This is a genomic window from Azotobacter tropicalis (assembly GCF_059739045.1).
On record NZ_AP046061.1, the window covers coordinates 1 to 15,330 of the forward strand.

Below are 15,330 nucleotides of genomic sequence, written 5' to 3' on the forward strand. Positions count from 1 at the left end.
TCAAACTTAACGATATTATTTAAGAAAACTTATTTTATGGCTAATTTGATCCTGCTATTCAAAGATGGCTTTTTTGCCAAAAATCCTCACTGATTATGGCAATTTTGCATCCATTTTCGCGCAATTCGACTGCCTTCTTGATCTTGTTTCCATAGCTGCTATGCAGCCACTGCTCATTGCCAACGCTGCCTACACCAAAAATTGATCTTTTTGCTGACGCTTGCTCCGATCAGGCCGCCCCGCTCGATGACCAGTGCCTCGCACTCTTTTCGAGGCCGTAGGCCATGACACCAGTGAAAATGAATATGCGCCCATGCCAAGTGAGCGTTGGGGCGGGCTTGTCGAGAGGCAGGGTTGTGGAGGCGATGAAGGGGTGGGAGGTGCCAAGCTGCAGGCCTGAAAACTGTTGCAGCATGTCGAGCAGTTCGGCTGACTCTTCTTGATCGAGGATGCCGTCACTCAGCATGTCTGCCAAGCGGCGGTAAAGGATATTCACAACGGGTCATCGATGTGGTTGAGGTTGCCCTCGATCCAGCTTTTTAGAAATGTGGCCTCGTGCTGGTTGATCGATCCGTCGGCTGTCATGCCAGCGGCAAGGCCAATCAAGGCATCTACAGAGCGCCTATCGATCCGCTTCTCATGAAAAAAAGCGACTATTCCTGAACTCCTGGTGCAGGTCCACCATCCGAGCTTTCTCCCTTGTCGTCATTGTCGGTTTGTTGGTTCGCGTATTTAGAGTGATCGGCGGTATAGGTCAAAATCATGCCCGTGCGGGTACAGGTGATTGTAAGCTCTGCGCCCAGGTCGATATTCAGATCCTCACCACGCAAGCCTTGCCATTCGGCGAGATAATTGAGTGATCCGAATTTCTCTCGCTTTTTCAATTGACGGCTGACGCCACCTTTCCAGGCTGAGGGCGGCAGTTCTCCAGCTCTGCATTTTTCGACCAGTCCTTCATCTGCGGCAGCCTTGGTTCTGCCATTTTCCCAGCACTTGATTAGGCCTCTGTCTTCCGCGGCCCATGTTTCATGCCATGACAGTCCTGTTCTGATTGGAGTGCTGATGTCTCGGCGGATCTTCATCCGTGGCTTCCTGCAAGGGGGGTTATAGAGCGCCGCCATGCCAGACAATGCGGCCGATGATCTGTAGATGGCCGACTTCGGTGTCGGTGGCGATTTCGTCAGGGTATTGGCGTTTGTCTTCGTTGTCGCTGCGGATGACCCAGCCATTGGTCATTGTCAGGATCAGGCGCTTGATGATCAGTTCGCCATCTGGCCGACGAATAGCGTAGATATGTCGGTTCTGGGGAGTGGTCTGGCTTTCATCGAGCAGCACCACATCTCCATCATCTATCGTGGGGGCCATGCTGAAGCCGCTGGCGTAGAACACGCTCAAGTTGCCTTCCTTGAGGCCCATGCGTTTTAGCCAATCGCGCTTGAAGACCAGGCTTCCTTTACCTCGACGTGGTCATTCATATGGCCATTGCCGGCCGAGCCTTTCGCTGTGTGCTGCGGGATCAAGGCGTAATCGGTATCGGTGACATTGTGCCTCTGCTCTCCGTGCCCTCTGCAAGCCACTGGGCTGAGACGTTGGTTGCTCTAGCCAGGGGGAAAAGGTGCTCAGCCTTAACACTGCCAATGCCGTCTTTGAGCTGGCTGATGCGAGCTGCGGAAATACCAATTTCCTTGGCTAAATCGCCTGGCTTTTTGCCGCATGTGGTGATCGCGTAAGCGATGCGTTCTGAGATTGTTTGCATTAAGAGAGCTTAACCAATGTTAGGTTAAGTTTGCTTTTGTGGTTGCAATGATTTTTTAAATGCTCTTAAATTTTGGGCAAGGCTTAAGGAGGTAAAAACATGCTCATAACTGACGCCGTAGCCTACTTTGGGTGTAAGTCAAAGCTTGCTGCTGCGCTTGGCATATCGCCCGCCGCTGTTTCCCAGTGGGGCGAACGTGTTCCGCAAATGAGGCAGTATCAGCTTCAGATTTTGTCTGGTGGGAAGCTCCTAGTAGGCGACTCTGCAGGATCTTGCAGTCCTGATAAAAACCAGGCGGCCTAACCAGCCGCCCGGCCTGCCCAGCGTCCTCACCACAAGGGCTCCGGGCGATGTGGTTGGCATGCCACCGAGCACACCACGTACCAACGGCATGCCATCCACATCCACCAGGGCACGGATGCCCTGGGTTGCCAGCTTCTCCACCACAGAGGGGCTGGCTGTCACGACGGGTGGCAGCAGGAGCTTCTACCCGTCGCTCGGGGAGCAGGCGGCATCTCCACCATAGAACCGTCGCCTGCCAAATGTGACCACGCTTGCGAGTGACCACGGCGCGACTGTATCAGAGCAGGCGGGGCGTGGCACTGGCAGCATCGGGGAGTAAATGCCAATGCGACGTTCGTTCGCCGATCAATTCGAGCGCCTTGACCGGGAGGTGATGACCCTGCCGGATGCGCTCTATCTCGTTTCCCGCAATGAGTCGATGTGCCGCGGTGGAGTGACGGGCTTTGCCTATGCCTTCAACCGCAATCCGACGACCATGGCGCACAAGTTCGACGCAGGCCACCCAGGCCATAACCTCAATACCATCGAGCTGATGGACTTTCTGCGCTATGTGAGCCCGAGGGGCGTGCGATCGTGCTGGATAGCTTCCATGCAGAACTCGGCGACTCGCAGTGGTTCAGCACCGCTCCCTATGAGGAGGAGGCTGAGGTGACCTTGCTGGTGGCCGGCGCCGGTGAGGTGCTGCACACGGCTGCAGACGCCGCGCAGACGGTGGCCTCGCATATCTCCGATGGAAAGATCGATGCGCAGGAGCTGGGCGAAGCCCGCAAGCTCGCGGCCCGCATTGTACGGGTGGGGGTTGGCCTGTGGCGCCGAGCGCTGCATGTCCATATGAGCAACCAGGGAGCGGAGGCCTCTCATGGTTGAGCGCATGGACGACGTTCTGGAGCAGTTCCGGCAGTTCGGCCTGGAGGTCGAGCTGCCGCTTTGTTTCGGCAAGCTGACCCGGGTGAAGGCCGAGGGCGACAAGGGCAAGGCCCGCACGGGCTGGTACATCGTCCACGAGTACCGGACCGAGCAGGGCGAGACGCTGGTCTTCGGCGCCTACGGCAACTGGCGTCTGGGGGCGTCGGAGAAGATCAAGATCAAGGGCGTGCGGCTGACCGACGAGGAGCGCGAGCTGATGCGCGCCCGCCAGGAGGAGGCCAAGCGCCGGGCCGCGGAGGCGCAACGGCACGCTGCGCGGCGCGCGGCCAGGCGGGCAGCGGCCTTGTGGCCAAGGATGGCGGAGAAGGGCGCGAGCGCCTATCTGCAACGCAAGCAGGTGGTCGGCTTCGGGGTGCGCTATGCGCCGAGGAGCGGGGCCGTCCTGGTGCCGATGCGTACCGCCCGCGGCGAGCTGGCCGGGCTGCAGGTGATCTACCCGCAGAAGCAGGAACAGTTGGGCCGCGACAAGACCTACTGGCCGGCCGGCATGGCGAAGGAGGGGGCGTTCCATCTGATCGGCCCGCACCCGGAGCCGGGCGAGCCGCTCTTGTTGTGCGAGGGTTACGCCACCGGCGCAAGCCTGCACATGGCGACCGGCTGTGCCGTGGCGATCACCTTCGACGCCGGCAACCTGCTGCCGGTGGGCAAGACGCTGCGGGAGCAGTTCCCCGGCCGGCCGCTGATCTTCTGCGCCGACGACGACTGGAAGACCACCCGCCCGAACGGCGAGCCGTGGAATCCGGGCGTGGAGAAGGCCACGAACGCCGCCACCATCCTCGGCGGCCAGGTGGTGGTGCCGGTGTTCGGCGCCAGGCGCGAGGAGAAGTGGACCGACTTCAACGATCTGCACGTCGTCGAGGGCTGGAAACGGTGCGCCGGCAGGTGCTGGCGGTGGTTCGTCCGCCGGCGGCCGGCGGCTGGAAGGACAAGCTGCAGCGCAGCGAGTCCGGCGCCTTGATCGCCCATGCCTTCAATGTGGCCCTGATCCTGGGCAATGACGAGCGCTGGGCCGGGGTGATCGCCTACAACGCCTTCAGTTCGAAGATCGTGAAGCGCCGTTCGCCGCCCTATGGCGGCGGAGTGGGAGAGTGGAGCGACCTGGACGATGCGCGCGTGGTGATGTGGCTGGCCGAGCAGTACAACCTGCGGGTGAAGGCGCCCAGCGTGGTCGAGGCGGTCAGCGTGGTCGCCAACGACCATGCCTTCCACCCGGTGCGGGAGTATCTGCAGGGGCTGGAATGGGACCGGGTGGCGCGTCTGGAGAGCTGGCTGCATCTGATCTTCGGCGTGCCGCTGTCGCCCTACAGCATGAAGGTGGGCAAGCGCTGGCTGATCTCGGCCGTGGCGCGGGTGATGAGGCCGGGCTGCAAGGCGGATGCGGTGCTGATCCTCGAGGGCGCGCAGGGTGCGGGCAAGTCCACGGCGCTGTCGGTCCTGGGCGGCGAGTGGTTCATGGATACGCCGTTCAACCTGGGCGACAAGGACGGCTTCCAGGTGATCCGCGGCAAGTGGATCGTCGAGCTCGGCGAGCTGGACAGCTTCAACAAGGCCGAGTCGACCCGGGCCAAGCAGTTCTTCTCGGCGTCCGTCGATACCTACCGGGAGAGCTACGGCCGCCGGGTGCTGGACGTGCCACGCCAGTGTGTTTTCGCCGGCACGACCAACCAGGAGGAGTACCTGAAGGACACCACCGGCAACCGTCGTTACTGGCCGGTGACCTGTCAGAAGGTGGAGCTGGAAGCGCTGCGGGAGCTTCGCGACCAGTTGTGGGCCGAGGCGATGTTCCGCTTCCAGGCCGGCGAGGGCTGGTGGGTTGAGCGGGGCGAGGCCGACCAGTTCGCCGAGGAGCAGGATGCCCGCTACACGGTGGACCAGTGGGAGCACCCGATCCGGGAGTGGCTGGAAGATCCGTCGAGGGGCGAAGCCGTCACCGGCGACCAGGTGTTGCGCGGCGCGCTGAACCTGGACTACGGGCACTGGGGCAAGCCGGAGCAGATGCGGGTGGGGCACATCATGCATCGCTTGGGCTGGCGGCGTAAGCGGCTGCCAGCGTCGACGCGCAGCGGTGTTCGGCCGTGGGTTACCAGCGGCCGGCCAGCTGGAAGGTCGCCAGCGAGCCGGAGGAGACGCCGTTTTGATCAAGTCTATCGACGACGTGCTCAAGCGCTGGGGCGAGCAGGTGGATGGTTATGCGGGCGGCTTCGGCGGCGGCAACCTGATCGCCATGCTGATGGACTGCCGGGGCGAGCTGATCCGGGGTACCCGAGGGAGCCGGGTGCTGATGGATGATGACCTGGCCCAGGTAGATCTGGTGGTCAACGGTTTGCGCTATGACCTGTTCCGCCTGGTGCACGAGCATTACCGTGGTGATCCGTTGAGCACGGTGGCTCAAAAGGCCAGTGCGCTGGGCTATCCGCGCATCGATGCCTATTACCGCGCGCTGGATACGGCGCATCGAAATATCTTGGCCGAGCTGCGGAAGAGGATGGCGGCGTGAGTCTGCCTGTCGCTGTCCGGCTGCCTTGCCTTGTCCCGCTAGCGTTTTCGCTGGCGGGCCGCCTGCGGGCTGCGTGGTTTCTGGCGTTGTCCCACTGTCCCACCTGCAACGCACCCGCGCAGGTGGGCGCGCATAGTGAATGCGCGCATTACGCGCAGCATTCTTTAGCCCTATACGCGATAAATCATGAGGACAGGTAGGACAGTAGTACAAGGCTAATAAATTCAATGTGTTATAGCGTCTAGCCTGTTTTTTTAAGGTGAGTCATACAGGGCAGGGAAGGAAAAAGCTGAAATCCAATAGGGAGAATTTACGACGTACCAAGGATGTTCAGCGGACGTAACAGGGATATTGATGGGATGGCAGCGAAAAGGGATTGCTGCCATGCGAATCGAGGGGTAAAAAGTCGTCATTCTTGTATAGGTGCGAGCACAGCAAGCGGCTCCACCCGATCCAGCAAACCCGGCCATCGCGCCGGGTTTTTATTTTCTCCCGGTGCTGTGGGGTTCCCCGCCCTGGTCACCTGCACCACGCCGGCGTCAGCCGGCACCTATCACTGCGGCCGGCCTGGTCGCTCTTGCCCGCTCCCCCTGCGGGCTTTTTTCTTCGAGGAGGACCGGCATGGCGGTCGAGCAAGGAGTCCAGCCGTCACTGGCTGATTTGCCCACCTGGATGCTGCTCCTGATTGCGGTAGCCGGTCTGGTCGGCGAGATGCGCCAGGCGGATGCCGCCGGCGTGGCGGTCGGCGAGATCGTCAAGCGAGTGCTGTTGCGGTTTGGGTCGTCTGCGCTGTTCGGCATGGCGTCGCTGTTCATCGCGCACTCGCTGATCGGTGATGTGTGGATCTCCGGCGGCATCGGCATTGTGGTCGGTCTGCTGGGGGCGGATATCGCCGGGGCGCTGTATGCGCGCTGGCTGGCGAAGCGGGCGGGGCTGGGTGATGTCGACTCGCGGGCCTGACCGGCGCGGCACGTCAGCCTCGCGGGGCTACGGCTATCGCTGGCAGCTGGCTCGGGAGGATCACCTGCGCCGGCATCCCTGCTGCTCGATGTGCAGCACCGAGGCGCGGCCCGTGCCGGCTTCGGTCGTCGACCACAAGCAGCCGCCGCGTCTGACCGAGGCGAAGGCGAGCGGTGATCCTGCGCAGATCGCCGAGGCTTGGCGGTTGTTCTGGTCGCGGGACAACTGGCAGTCGCTGTGCAAGCACTGCCACGACTCGGTCAAGCAGCGCCTGGAGAAGTCTGGGCGCTTGGCCGGCTGCAGCGCTGACGGCAGGCCGCTCGATCCTCGCCACCACTGGAACCGCCAGGGGTAGGGGGGGTGAAAAACTTCAGACCCTTTCCGTTCTAGACCGCGCCCTGAAGTCTTCTCGCAACGCCGGGAAAAATGGGGGGTGCCCCTTTCCGGATAAAGGTGTCCCTACATGAAATCTGAGGTGTTCTTATGGCTGGGAATTCGAATTCTGGCCGCCCGCCGAAACCGGCGGTAGTCCATCTGCTGACCGGCAATCGGAGCAAGCGCAATCTCCATGAGCTGCAAGATGAGGCCGCCAATCCAGCGGTTCCAGTAGCTGCGCCAGACAAGCCCGATTGGTTGGATGAGGATGCCAGTCGTGAATGGGATCGGCTGATTGAGGATCTGCTCACGCTGGGCTTGGTTTCTCGCCTGGATGGCCAAGCTCTGGCGCAGTACTGCGAGGCGGTGACCGAGTATCGCCGGTTCACCTTGCTGATTCGCGAGTTCAATAACAGCGCGCTGACGCCGCGCGGTGGTGATGTGCAGACATACCGCACAGGCGCCAAGGATCTCTCCATCTGGCGCAAGCTGCGCAACGACGCCCAGCGCCGGGCCGATGATATTGGTCGCCAGTTCGGGTTCACGCCGCTAGCGCGTCGGGGGCTCAAGCCTGCCGCGCCCCAGGGTGAGCTGTTCCCCCATGAGCCACGAGACGCCGCAGACCGATACTTCTCCTGATCGGGTCAGCGCCTTCGCCCAGGCCGTGCTGGCCGGCAAGATCGTCGCCGGTCCGGACGTGCGCAACGCCTGCCGTCGGCACCTGCGCGACCTGGAGGCCGGCGCCCTGCGCGGGCTGGTCTGGAACCAGGAGGCGGCCGACCGGGCCATGGGCTTCTTCGAGGACGTGCTCTGCCTCAACGGCGGCGACTACGAGGGGTTGCCCTTCATCCTCGCGCCCTGGCAGGCCTTCGTGGTCGGCAGCCTGTTCGGCTGGTACACAGACGACGGCTACCGCCGCTTCCGCACGGCCTACATCGAGACCGGCAAAGGGTCGGGAAAGTCTCCGCTGGTGGCCGGCATCGGCCTGTACGGGCTGATGGCCGACGGTGAGCAGCGCGCCGAGATCTACGCGGCGGCGACCAAGAAAGACCAAGCGCAGATCCTGTTCCGCGACGCGGTGAGCATGGTCAACATGTCCAAGGCGCTGCAGAGCCGCTTGGTGCAGTCTGGCCGAGACGAGAAAGTCTGGAACCTGTTCTACCCGAACACCAACAGCTTCTTTCGGCCGATCAGCTCCGACGAAGGCCAGTCCGGCCCGCGTCCGCACATCGGCCTGCTCGACGAGCTGCACGAACACAAGACGGCCAGTGCCGTGAACATGATGCGCGCCGGCACCAAGTTCCGACGCCGCGCGATGATCGTGATGATCACCAACAGCGGCTCGGACAAGAAGACCGTCTGCGGCCAGTATCACGACCTGGGCGTGCGCGTCTGTGCTGGCCAGGAGGACAACGACACCCTGTTCGCCTTCATCTGCTCGCTTGACGAAGGCGACGACCCGTTCAAGGACGAGGCCTGCTGGCCGAAGGTCAACCCCTCGCTGGACTTCATCCTCGAGGGCCAGACCGACGGCATCCCCGGGCGCAAGTACCTGCGCGAGCAGGTGCAAGAGGCGCGCGGCCTGCCCGCCAAGGAAGCGGTGGTCCGGCGCCTCAACTTCTGCGAGTGGACGCAGGCCGATTCCCCCTGGATCAGCTGGGACGTCTGGAGCCAGGCCGAGGAGCGCGTGCCCATGCGGGTGCTGCGCAACCGCCCGGCGGTGGCCGGCCTCGACCTGTCGAGCACCACCGACCTGACATCCTTCGTCCTGCTGTTCTACCCGACGGCCGCCGATCCGCACTGGCGGCTGCTGCCGTACTTCTGGATTCCCGACCATCAGCTCGAGGAGCGCGAGCGGCGGGACAAGGTGCCCTACAGCGTCTGGATCAAGGACAAGCACCTGGAAACCACGCCCGGGCGGGCGATCAGCAAGCTGCACGTTTTGCGCCGGCTGCAGACCATCTGCGACTACTTCGAGGTGCGTCAGATCGCCTACGACCGCTGGCGGATCGAGGACCTGCGCGAGCTGATGAGCGAGCACGACATCGTCCTGCCGGAGATGGTCGGCTTCGGCCAGGGCTTCAAGGACATGGGCCCGGCGGTCGACGAGTTCGAGCGCCGCCTGCTCGGCCAAGCGCCCGAGCCCGAGGGCGAAATCATCGACCTGGACCCGGACGACTACCAGCTGCTGGCCAGCGAGGCGCCCGAGGTCGAGACCCTGCGTCACGACGGCAACCCGGTGCTGACCTGGAATGCCGGCAACGCCGTCACCGTTTCCGATCCGGCGGGCAACCGCAAGGTCGACAAGGTCAAGGCCATCGGCCGCATCGACGGCATCGTGGCGGCACTCATGGCCACCGGCGTCAGCGGCTCGGCCGCGGGCGACGGCGGCTCCTCCATCTACGACGAGGGCGTAGGCATATGACAATCGTACTGGTGCTGCTGTCCTGGCTCGCCGGGCTGGCCGGCTTCGGCCTGCTGGTGTTCGGCGTGGCCCTGTTCCATCTGCCCTTGGCCTTCATCGTGGCCGGAGTTGGCTTGCTGGCCTGGGCCTGGCGGGCCGACCAGGCCGTGGCGCACCTCAAGCGGGGAGGCTGAGCATGTTCTTTTCCAGCCTGCTGGGCGCCGGGCAGGGCACGCTGACCAATCCGGACAGCGGATTCTGGCGTGGCCTGATCGGTAGCGGCCGCACCAGTGCCGGCGTTACCGTCACCCCGGACAGCGCCCTGGCCCTGCCGATCCTGCAGAACTGCGTCACCCTGCTGGCCGAGAGCGTCGCCCAGCTGCCGCTGGAGCTGTACCGCCGGCAGGACAACGGCCAGCGCGAGGCGGCCATCAACCATCCGCTGTACGACGTGCTGCGCTACCAGCCCAATGGCTTCCAGACGCCCTACGAGCTGCGCGAGTGCCTGCAGATGGCCGCCGGCCTGCGTGGCAATGCCTTCAGCCTGATCGAGCGCCGCGGCGACGGAAACGTCATCGGCCTCTGGCCGCTGCTCAACGACAAGGTGGTGGTCTGCAAGGGCGCCGACCTGCTGCCCTACTACCAGGTCGGCAGCTTTGCCGAGCGTCTGCCGATGCGGCAGATCCACCATGTGCGCTGGATCAGCGGCAACCACTACACCGGCCTGTCGCCGATCGAGCTGCATGCCGACGCGGTGGGGCTGGCCCAGGCCGTGCGCCAGTACACCGGCAAGTCCTTCGCCAACGGCGCGGCCGTCTCCGGTGTTATCGAGCGCCCGCGCGAGGCCTCGGCGATCAAGGACCAGGGCACCATCGACCGCATCCTCGACCAGTGGGGCAGCAAGTACGGCGGCATGGACAACGCCAAGAAGGTGGCCCTGCTGCAGGAAGGCATGACCTTCAAGCCGATCTCCATGACCAACGTCGATGCCGAGATCGTCGGCGTCCTCAAGCTGACGGCCGTCGACGTGGCGCGGATCTACAAGATCCCGCTGCCCATGGTCAACGACTTGGAGAAGGCCAACTACAACACCATCGAGCAGTTGCTGATCCAGTTCGTGGTGTTCGGCCTGCTGCCCTGGGTGAAGCGGCACGAGCAGGCGATGATGCGCGACTTCCTGCTGCCGGCCGACCGGCGCACGCACTTCATCGAGTTCAACCTGTCCGGCCTGCTGCGCGGCGACCAGAAGAGCCGCTACGAGGCCTACGCCATCGGCCGCCAGTGGGGCTGGCTGAGCGTCAACGACATCCGCAGGCTGGAGAACATGCCCCGGTCACGGGCGGCGACATCTACCTGCAGCCGCTCAATATGGTCGACGCTGGCAAGGGTACGCCCGACCTGACCAACCCCAACACGCGGGCGCAGCTCGAGCTGCAGCAGCGCGAAATCGAGAGGATCCTGGCGCAATGAAACACTACCTGCGCACGTCCAGCCTGCTGTTCAACCAGCCGCTACTGGTCGCGCCCGACATGCTCGATCTGGGGGTGCGCTGGGCCAACCAGGCGATGAACCTCAACATCGTCAACATCGGCGCCGCCGGCAACGCCAAGCTGATGGAGGACGACGACAGCTATGCCGAGCGCCTGGCCGTCGCTGAGGAGCAGCGCCGCGCCGCCATCGCCAAGACAGGCGTCGAGGTGCTGCCGGTGCACGGCGTGCTGGTCAGCCGCGGCAGCCACATCAACGCCTGCGAGACCATGACCAGTTACGAAGGCCTGCGGCAGCAACTGCGCCAGGCGGTCGCCGACCCGCTGGTCGAGCATATCGTGCTGGACATCGACAGCCCCGGCGGCGCCGCCACCGGAGCCTTCGAGCTGGCCGCCGATATCCGCGCCCTGGCCCGGCAGAAGCCCATCACCGGCATCGTCAACTACATGGCCTACAGCGGCGGCTACCTGATCGGCAGCGCCTGCAGTGAGCTGGTGGTCAGCCAGACCAGCGGCGTCGGCTCCATCGGGGTGATCGCCAGCCACATGGACCGCTCCAAGATGGAGGAGAACATGGGGGTGAAGGTCACCACCGTGTTCGCCGGCGCCCACAAGAACGACCTCAGCCCGCACGAGCCGCTCAGCGACCAGTCGCTGCAGTACCTGCATGACCTGGTGCAGGAGAGCTACCAGCTGTTCGTCAGCGCCGTGGCCGAGTATCGCGGCCTGCCGGTCGAGCGGGTGATCGCCACCGAGGCCGGCCTGTTCCGCGGCAAGGCGGGCATCGCCGCCGGCCTGGCCGACCGCCTGCAGAGCCCGCAGGACGCCGTCGACGACCTGTCCCGGGCGGTCGCCCTCAGCCGCTCCACCCGCCAGGGCGGTCGCATCGGCCTGCGTGCCGCCGCGCTCGACATCCAATCCCGACTCTGACCGCGTTCGCGGCAGTCAACCAGCCCGCCCGTGCGGGCTTTTTCATGCCCAGGAGGCACGCATGTCCCTTGTACTTCAACTGCGCAGCGAACGCGCCAAGCTCAACGACGAGCTGCAGGCCCTGGCCAAGCTCGAAGCCGGCGGCGAGACGCTCAGCGCCGAGCAGCTGGCTCAGTTCGCCGAGCTGGAATCCCGGATCAATGCCCTGACCGACAAGATCGGCCGCGCCGAGATTGCCGAGCGCGCCGCCGCGGCTGCCGCCGTGCCGGTCGTCGAGAGCGCCCAGGGCATCGCCGGCCCGCCGGCCGGCCGCATCGAAGGCCCCTACGCGCCCAAGCCGGTGGCCGGCGCCAAGATGGCCCAGATGGTGCGCCTGCTGGCCGCGGCCCAGGGCAACCAGCAGCAGGCCGCGCAGATGGCCCAGCAGGGCGGCTACTCCGCCGACGTGGCCATGGCCCTGTCCACCGTCACCGCCGGCGCCGGCGGCGTGCTGGTCCCGGAGAACTTCGCCACCGAGGTCATCGAGGCCCTGCGGCCGAAGTCCGTGGTACGCCGCATGGGCGCCGTCAGCCTGCCGCTGAACAACGGCAACCTGACCCTGCCGCGCATCACCGGCAACACCAGTGTCGGCTACGTCGGTACCGAGACCGACATCCCGCTGACCGGCATGACCTTCTCCGACCTCAAGCTGTCGGCGAAGAAGGCGGCCGCCATCGTGCCGATCTCCAACGATCTGCTGGCCTTCTCCGGCGTCAACCCGCGGGTCGATCAGCAGGTGGCCAGCGACCTGACCGTCAGCATGGGTCTGTCCGAGGACCTGCACTTCATCCGTGCCGACGGCTCCGGCGTACTGCCCAAGGGCCTGCGATACTGGGCGCCGGCCGGTAACCTGGTGCCAATGCCCGTTGGCACCGCCCTGGCGGATATCGACCTGTTCCTCGGCGGGCTGATGCTGCGCCTCGAGGCGGCCAACGTCGACCTGTCCGCCTGTGGCTGGCTCATGGCGCCGCGCACCATCCGCTGGCTGCAGACGCTGCGTGACGGCAACGGCAACAAGGCCTACCCGGAAATCGACCAGGGCAGGCTCAAGGGCTACCCGTTCGCGCTGACCACCCAGATCCCGACCAACCTGGGCGTCGGCACCAACGAGTCGGAGATCTACTTTGTCAACTTCGCCGACTGCTACATCGGCGAGGTGGAGAACCTGGTCATCAGCTTCAGCCAGGAAGCCTCCTACAAGGACGGCGAGGGCAACTGGGTCAGCGCCTTCCAGCGCGACCAGACCCTGGTGCGCGTGATCGCCAAGCACGACTTCGGCCCGCGCCACGTCGAGTCCGTCGCGGTCGGTACCGGCGTCACCTGGGGCACCGGCATGTGATTCCCGCGCTCCGCCTGAGTGCGGGGCGCATCCTTCCCGCTTTCCGAGGATTGCCCATGAGCAAGCTGACCCCTGTCACCTTCACCAAGTCCTGGCGCGGCTACAGCGCCGGCGAGATTGCCGGCTTCACCGCCGAGCAGGCCCAGGCGCTGATCGACGGCGGCGTGGCCACCAAACCCGGTCAGCCGCCGACCAAGGCCAAGGCGACCCCCGCCAAGGCCGAAGTGCCGGCGCCGGCCGCCGATCCGGCGGTTGTCGAGCCGGCCGACGACGAGAAGCCCTGATGGCCCGGCGGATCGCCTACACCGGGGCGCCGGTGCTGACCCTGGAGCAGGTGGCCGAGCAGTGCCGCCTCGATACCGCCGACCTGCAGCAGGTGCTGATCGAGCAGATCATCATCCCCGGCATCACCGCTCAGGCCGAGGCCCGCACCGGCGCCGCGATCCGCGAAGCCGAGTACGAGGAGGATTGGCCGGAGCACTACGATTCCGGCCATGCCCTCGATGTGGGCCAGGCCAGCGAGGTGCTGTCGGTCGGAGAGCTGCAGGCGGACGGCACAGTCACTCCATTGACAGTTGCCCGCTTCCTGCAGCGCGGCGGCCGAGAGAGCTTCCTGCACTTCCCAGACGGTCGCCCGCCCGGCGTGCTGCGTATCCGCTATAAGGCCGGCGCCGACCTGGACGCCTACGCGGGCGTGCGCAGCTGGCTGCTGATGCAGGCTGCCACCGCCCATGAGTTCAGAGAAACGCTGGTGATGGGCGGAGGCCTGGCCGAGATCCCAGCATCGTTTCTCGACTCGCTGCTGGCCGATATCGCCGTACCGCCGAGGTTCTGACCGCTATGACCCAAACCAGCATTCTCGCGCCCGGCAACACGGCCGCGACCAGTACTGACATCGTCGTGCCGGCCGGCATGAGTGTGACCGTCGGCCTGTATAGCGCCGCGCCTGGCGTTCTTCCGTGCTCGGTACCGTTCGTGGTTACTCAGGACACGCCTGGAGCGGACAACTATGTCACGAGCCTGCGGCAGGACGCTCGCTCTGCTGTGCTGAGCGGACCAGGCACTTATCGCGTCAGTCGGCCCGCTTACTCCGGCGATGCCTTTGGTGTGTTCATGGAGGACTGACATGCGCGCCGGACCGCTTCGCCACCGCATCACCCTCCAGCGCCGCCAGACCGGCACCGACGCCTTCGGCCAGCCGCTGGGCGGCTGGGAGGACATCGCCACCGTCTGGGCCTCGGTCGAGCCGATCAGCGGTCGCGAGCTGCTGGCCGCGCAGCAGGTCCAGGGCGAGATCACCCACCGCATCCGCTGCCGTTACCGTGACGGCCTGACCGCTGCCGATCGGGCGCTGTTCAAGGGGCGGGTGTTCGACCTGCAGCCCGCCATCAACCCGGGCGAGCGCGGGGTATCACTGGAAATCCTGGCAAAGGAGGGATTGACCGATGGCTGAGATCCAGATGCACGGCCTGCAGGAACTCAAGGCCACGCTGAAAGACCTGCCAGAGCGCCTGGGCGCCAAGGTGGTGCGCGGCGCGCTGCGCGCCTCCGCCCAGGTCATCCGCAAAGACGCGCAGGCGCGGGTGCCGGTCCTCGAGGAGCCGGACCCGCGCCGCAAGCCGGGCACGGTGCGCAAGGCCGTACAGGTGCGGCGCTCGAAAAAGGACAAGTACGGCGTGTTCGTCGGCGTCAAGCCGCTTGGCGGCAAGCAGCTGCGCGCCTTCAAGGCCGCCGGCGGCACGTCGCAGAACAATCCGGACGACCCGTTCTACTGGATCTTCCTGGAGTTCGGCACGGCCAAAATGCCCGCCGCGCCGTTCCTGCGCCCCGCCTTCGAGACCCAGCACCCGGCCGCGTTGCGCCGCTTCGAGGAATACGCCCAGCAACGGGTGGTCAAGGAGGCCGAGAAACTGGCCCGCGAGAAGGGAATGCGATGATCGAAGCCGACCTGCGCACCGCGCTGCTGGCCTCGGCTGCCGTTACCGCCCTGGTCGGCCAGCGCGTGGCCGCCGGCGTACTGCCGGAGGGCGAGGCGCGTCCCGCCATCGTCTACACCTTGGTTGCCGGGACGCGCCCCGGCTCGCTCACCAGCGCGGGGGCGACCCGCCAGGCGCGCATGCAGATCACCTGCTGGGCGACCAGCTACGGCCAGGCCAAGGCCCTGGGCGATGCGGCCCAGGACGCCATCGAAGCCTCGGCGCTGTCCGAGGCCGTGTTCAACGGCGACCAGGACACCTATGACCCGACAGCCAAGCTGCACGGCGTCATCCTCGACTACTCGCTCTGGCAGTCGCCCGCGTAATCCCACGCCCC

The 15,330-nt window shown here is 65.0% G+C and carries 20 protein-coding genes and 3 pseudogenes; 18 read left to right on the forward strand and 5 right to left on the reverse strand.

Annotated elements, in window-relative coordinates; translation table 11 throughout:
- Window positions 1-58 precede the first annotated feature (58 nt).
- The 4 genes and pseudogenes from Atro_RS23835 to Atro_RS23850 form a co-directional block, all read right to left on the reverse strand.
- Window positions 59-685, reverse strand: a pseudogene (locus Atro_RS23835) (BRCT domain-containing protein).
- Window positions 654-1,082, reverse strand: a complete 429-nt coding sequence (locus tag Atro_RS23840; protein WP_497928037.1) for a hypothetical protein — start codon at window positions 1,080-1,082, stop codon at window positions 654-656. Before Atro_RS23840 ends, Atro_RS23835 begins: the two are co-directional and overlap by 32 nt.
- 22 nt (window positions 1,083-1,104) lie before the next feature.
- Window positions 1,105-1,389 (reverse strand): S24 family peptidase, encoded by a 285-nt coding sequence (locus Atro_RS23845; RefSeq protein WP_497928078.1) that lies wholly within the window; start codon window positions 1,387-1,389, stop codon window positions 1,105-1,107.
- A gap of 127 nt (window positions 1,390-1,516) precedes the next feature.
- Entirely contained in the window at window positions 1,517-1,756 is a 240-nt protein-coding gene (locus Atro_RS23850; RefSeq protein ID WP_497928052.1) for a helix-turn-helix domain-containing protein, read from the reverse strand.
- Between the two features lie 99 nt (window positions 1,757-1,855).
- Here Atro_RS23850 and Atro_RS23855 point away from each other — a divergent pair, with 99 nt between their 5' ends.
- The gene (locus tag Atro_RS23855) at window positions 1,856-2,059 is read left to right on the forward strand and encodes a Cro/CI family transcriptional regulator (protein ID WP_497928039.1); all 204 of its coding nucleotides are present in this window, start codon (window positions 1,856-1,858) and stop codon (window positions 2,057-2,059) included.
- A 277-nt stretch (window positions 2,060-2,336) separates the two neighbouring features.
- Here Atro_RS23855 and Atro_RS23860 read toward each other — a convergent pair whose 3' ends face one another.
- Complete coding sequence (locus Atro_RS23860; RefSeq protein ID WP_497928053.1) at window positions 2,337-2,570, reverse strand: hypothetical protein; 234 nt, start codon at window positions 2,568-2,570, stop codon at window positions 2,337-2,339.
- A 62-nt stretch (window positions 2,571-2,632) separates the two neighbouring features.
- Between Atro_RS23860 and Atro_RS23865 the strand changes: the two genes are divergently transcribed.
- From Atro_RS23865 to Atro_RS23945, 17 genes and pseudogenes are all read left to right on the forward strand, one after another.
- Window positions 2,633-2,926, forward strand: a complete 294-nt coding sequence (locus Atro_RS23865) for a hypothetical protein (RefSeq protein ID WP_497928054.1) — start codon at window positions 2,633-2,635, stop codon at window positions 2,924-2,926.
- Window positions 2,927-2,930: 4 nt separating this feature from the next.
- Window positions 2,931-5,124: pseudogene (locus tag Atro_RS23870) on the forward strand (VapE domain-containing protein).
- A gap of 41 nt (window positions 5,125-5,165) precedes the next feature.
- A complete protein-coding gene (locus tag Atro_RS23875; protein WP_497928075.1) occupies window positions 5,166-5,483 on the forward strand; it encodes a PA0613 family protein in 318 nt (105 codons plus the stop codon).
- A 621-nt stretch (window positions 5,484-6,104) separates the two neighbouring features.
- Window positions 6,105-6,443, forward strand: coding sequence for a phage holin family protein (locus tag Atro_RS23880; RefSeq protein ID WP_497928043.1), 339 nt, complete (start codon window positions 6,105-6,107; stop codon window positions 6,441-6,443).
- Window positions 6,424-6,798: an HNH endonuclease gene (locus tag Atro_RS23885; RefSeq protein ID WP_497928044.1), complete on the forward strand. Its 375-nt coding sequence runs from the start codon at window positions 6,424-6,426 to the stop codon at window positions 6,796-6,798. The genes Atro_RS23880 and Atro_RS23885 overlap by 20 nt, the downstream gene beginning before the upstream one ends.
- Before the next feature lie 128 nt (window positions 6,799-6,926).
- Complete coding sequence (locus Atro_RS23890; RefSeq protein ID WP_497928045.1) at window positions 6,927-7,457, forward strand: phage terminase small subunit P27 family; 531 nt, start codon at window positions 6,927-6,929, stop codon at window positions 7,455-7,457.
- The gene (locus tag Atro_RS23895) at window positions 7,420-9,243 is read left to right on the forward strand and encodes a terminase large subunit (RefSeq protein ID WP_497928046.1); all 1,824 of its coding nucleotides are present in this window, start codon (window positions 7,420-7,422) and stop codon (window positions 9,241-9,243) included. Before Atro_RS23890 ends, Atro_RS23895 begins: the two co-directional genes overlap by 38 nt.
- Window positions 9,240-9,416: a hypothetical protein gene (locus Atro_RS23900; RefSeq protein ID WP_497928047.1), complete on the forward strand. Its 177-nt coding sequence runs from the start codon at window positions 9,240-9,242 to the stop codon at window positions 9,414-9,416. The genes Atro_RS23895 and Atro_RS23900 overlap by 4 nt, the downstream gene beginning before the upstream one ends.
- A 2-nt stretch (window positions 9,417-9,418) precedes the next feature.
- Window positions 9,419-10,692: pseudogene (locus Atro_RS23905) on the forward strand (phage portal protein).
- The gene (locus Atro_RS23910; protein WP_497928055.1) at window positions 10,689-11,639 is read left to right on the forward strand and encodes a S49 family peptidase; all 951 of its coding nucleotides are present in this window, start codon (window positions 10,689-10,691) and stop codon (window positions 11,637-11,639) included. Before Atro_RS23905 ends, Atro_RS23910 begins: the two are co-directional and overlap by 4 nt.
- Window positions 11,640-11,700: 61 nt before the next feature.
- Window positions 11,701-13,017 (forward strand): phage major capsid protein, encoded by a 1,317-nt coding sequence (locus Atro_RS23915; RefSeq protein WP_497928056.1) that lies wholly within the window; start codon window positions 11,701-11,703, stop codon window positions 13,015-13,017.
- A gap of 56 nt (window positions 13,018-13,073) precedes the next feature.
- Window positions 13,074-13,301 (forward strand): hypothetical protein, encoded by a 228-nt coding sequence (locus Atro_RS23920; RefSeq protein ID WP_497928057.1) that lies wholly within the window; start codon window positions 13,074-13,076, stop codon window positions 13,299-13,301.
- On the forward strand, window positions 13,301-13,852 hold the full coding sequence (locus tag Atro_RS23925; RefSeq protein ID WP_497928058.1) for a hypothetical protein: 552 nt from the start codon (window positions 13,301-13,303) through the stop codon (window positions 13,850-13,852). Before Atro_RS23920 ends, Atro_RS23925 begins: the two co-directional genes overlap by 1 nt.
- Before the next feature lie 5 nt (window positions 13,853-13,857).
- On the forward strand, window positions 13,858-14,142 hold the full coding sequence (locus Atro_RS23930; RefSeq protein ID WP_497928059.1) for a hypothetical protein: 285 nt from the start codon (window positions 13,858-13,860) through the stop codon (window positions 14,140-14,142).
- 1 nt (window position 14,143) lies between these two features.
- On the forward strand, window positions 14,144-14,470 hold the full coding sequence (locus Atro_RS23935; protein ID WP_497928060.1) for a phage head closure protein: 327 nt from the start codon (window positions 14,144-14,146) through the stop codon (window positions 14,468-14,470).
- Entirely contained in the window at window positions 14,463-14,954 is a 492-nt protein-coding gene (locus Atro_RS23940) for an HK97-gp10 family putative phage morphogenesis protein (RefSeq protein ID WP_497928061.1), read from the forward strand. Before Atro_RS23935 ends, Atro_RS23940 begins: the two co-directional genes overlap by 8 nt.
- Window positions 14,951-15,319, forward strand: a complete 369-nt coding sequence (locus tag Atro_RS23945; protein ID WP_497928062.1) for a DUF3168 domain-containing protein — start codon at window positions 14,951-14,953, stop codon at window positions 15,317-15,319. The genes Atro_RS23940 and Atro_RS23945 overlap by 4 nt, the downstream gene beginning before the upstream one ends.
- Window positions 15,320-15,330: the final 11 nt, after the last annotated feature.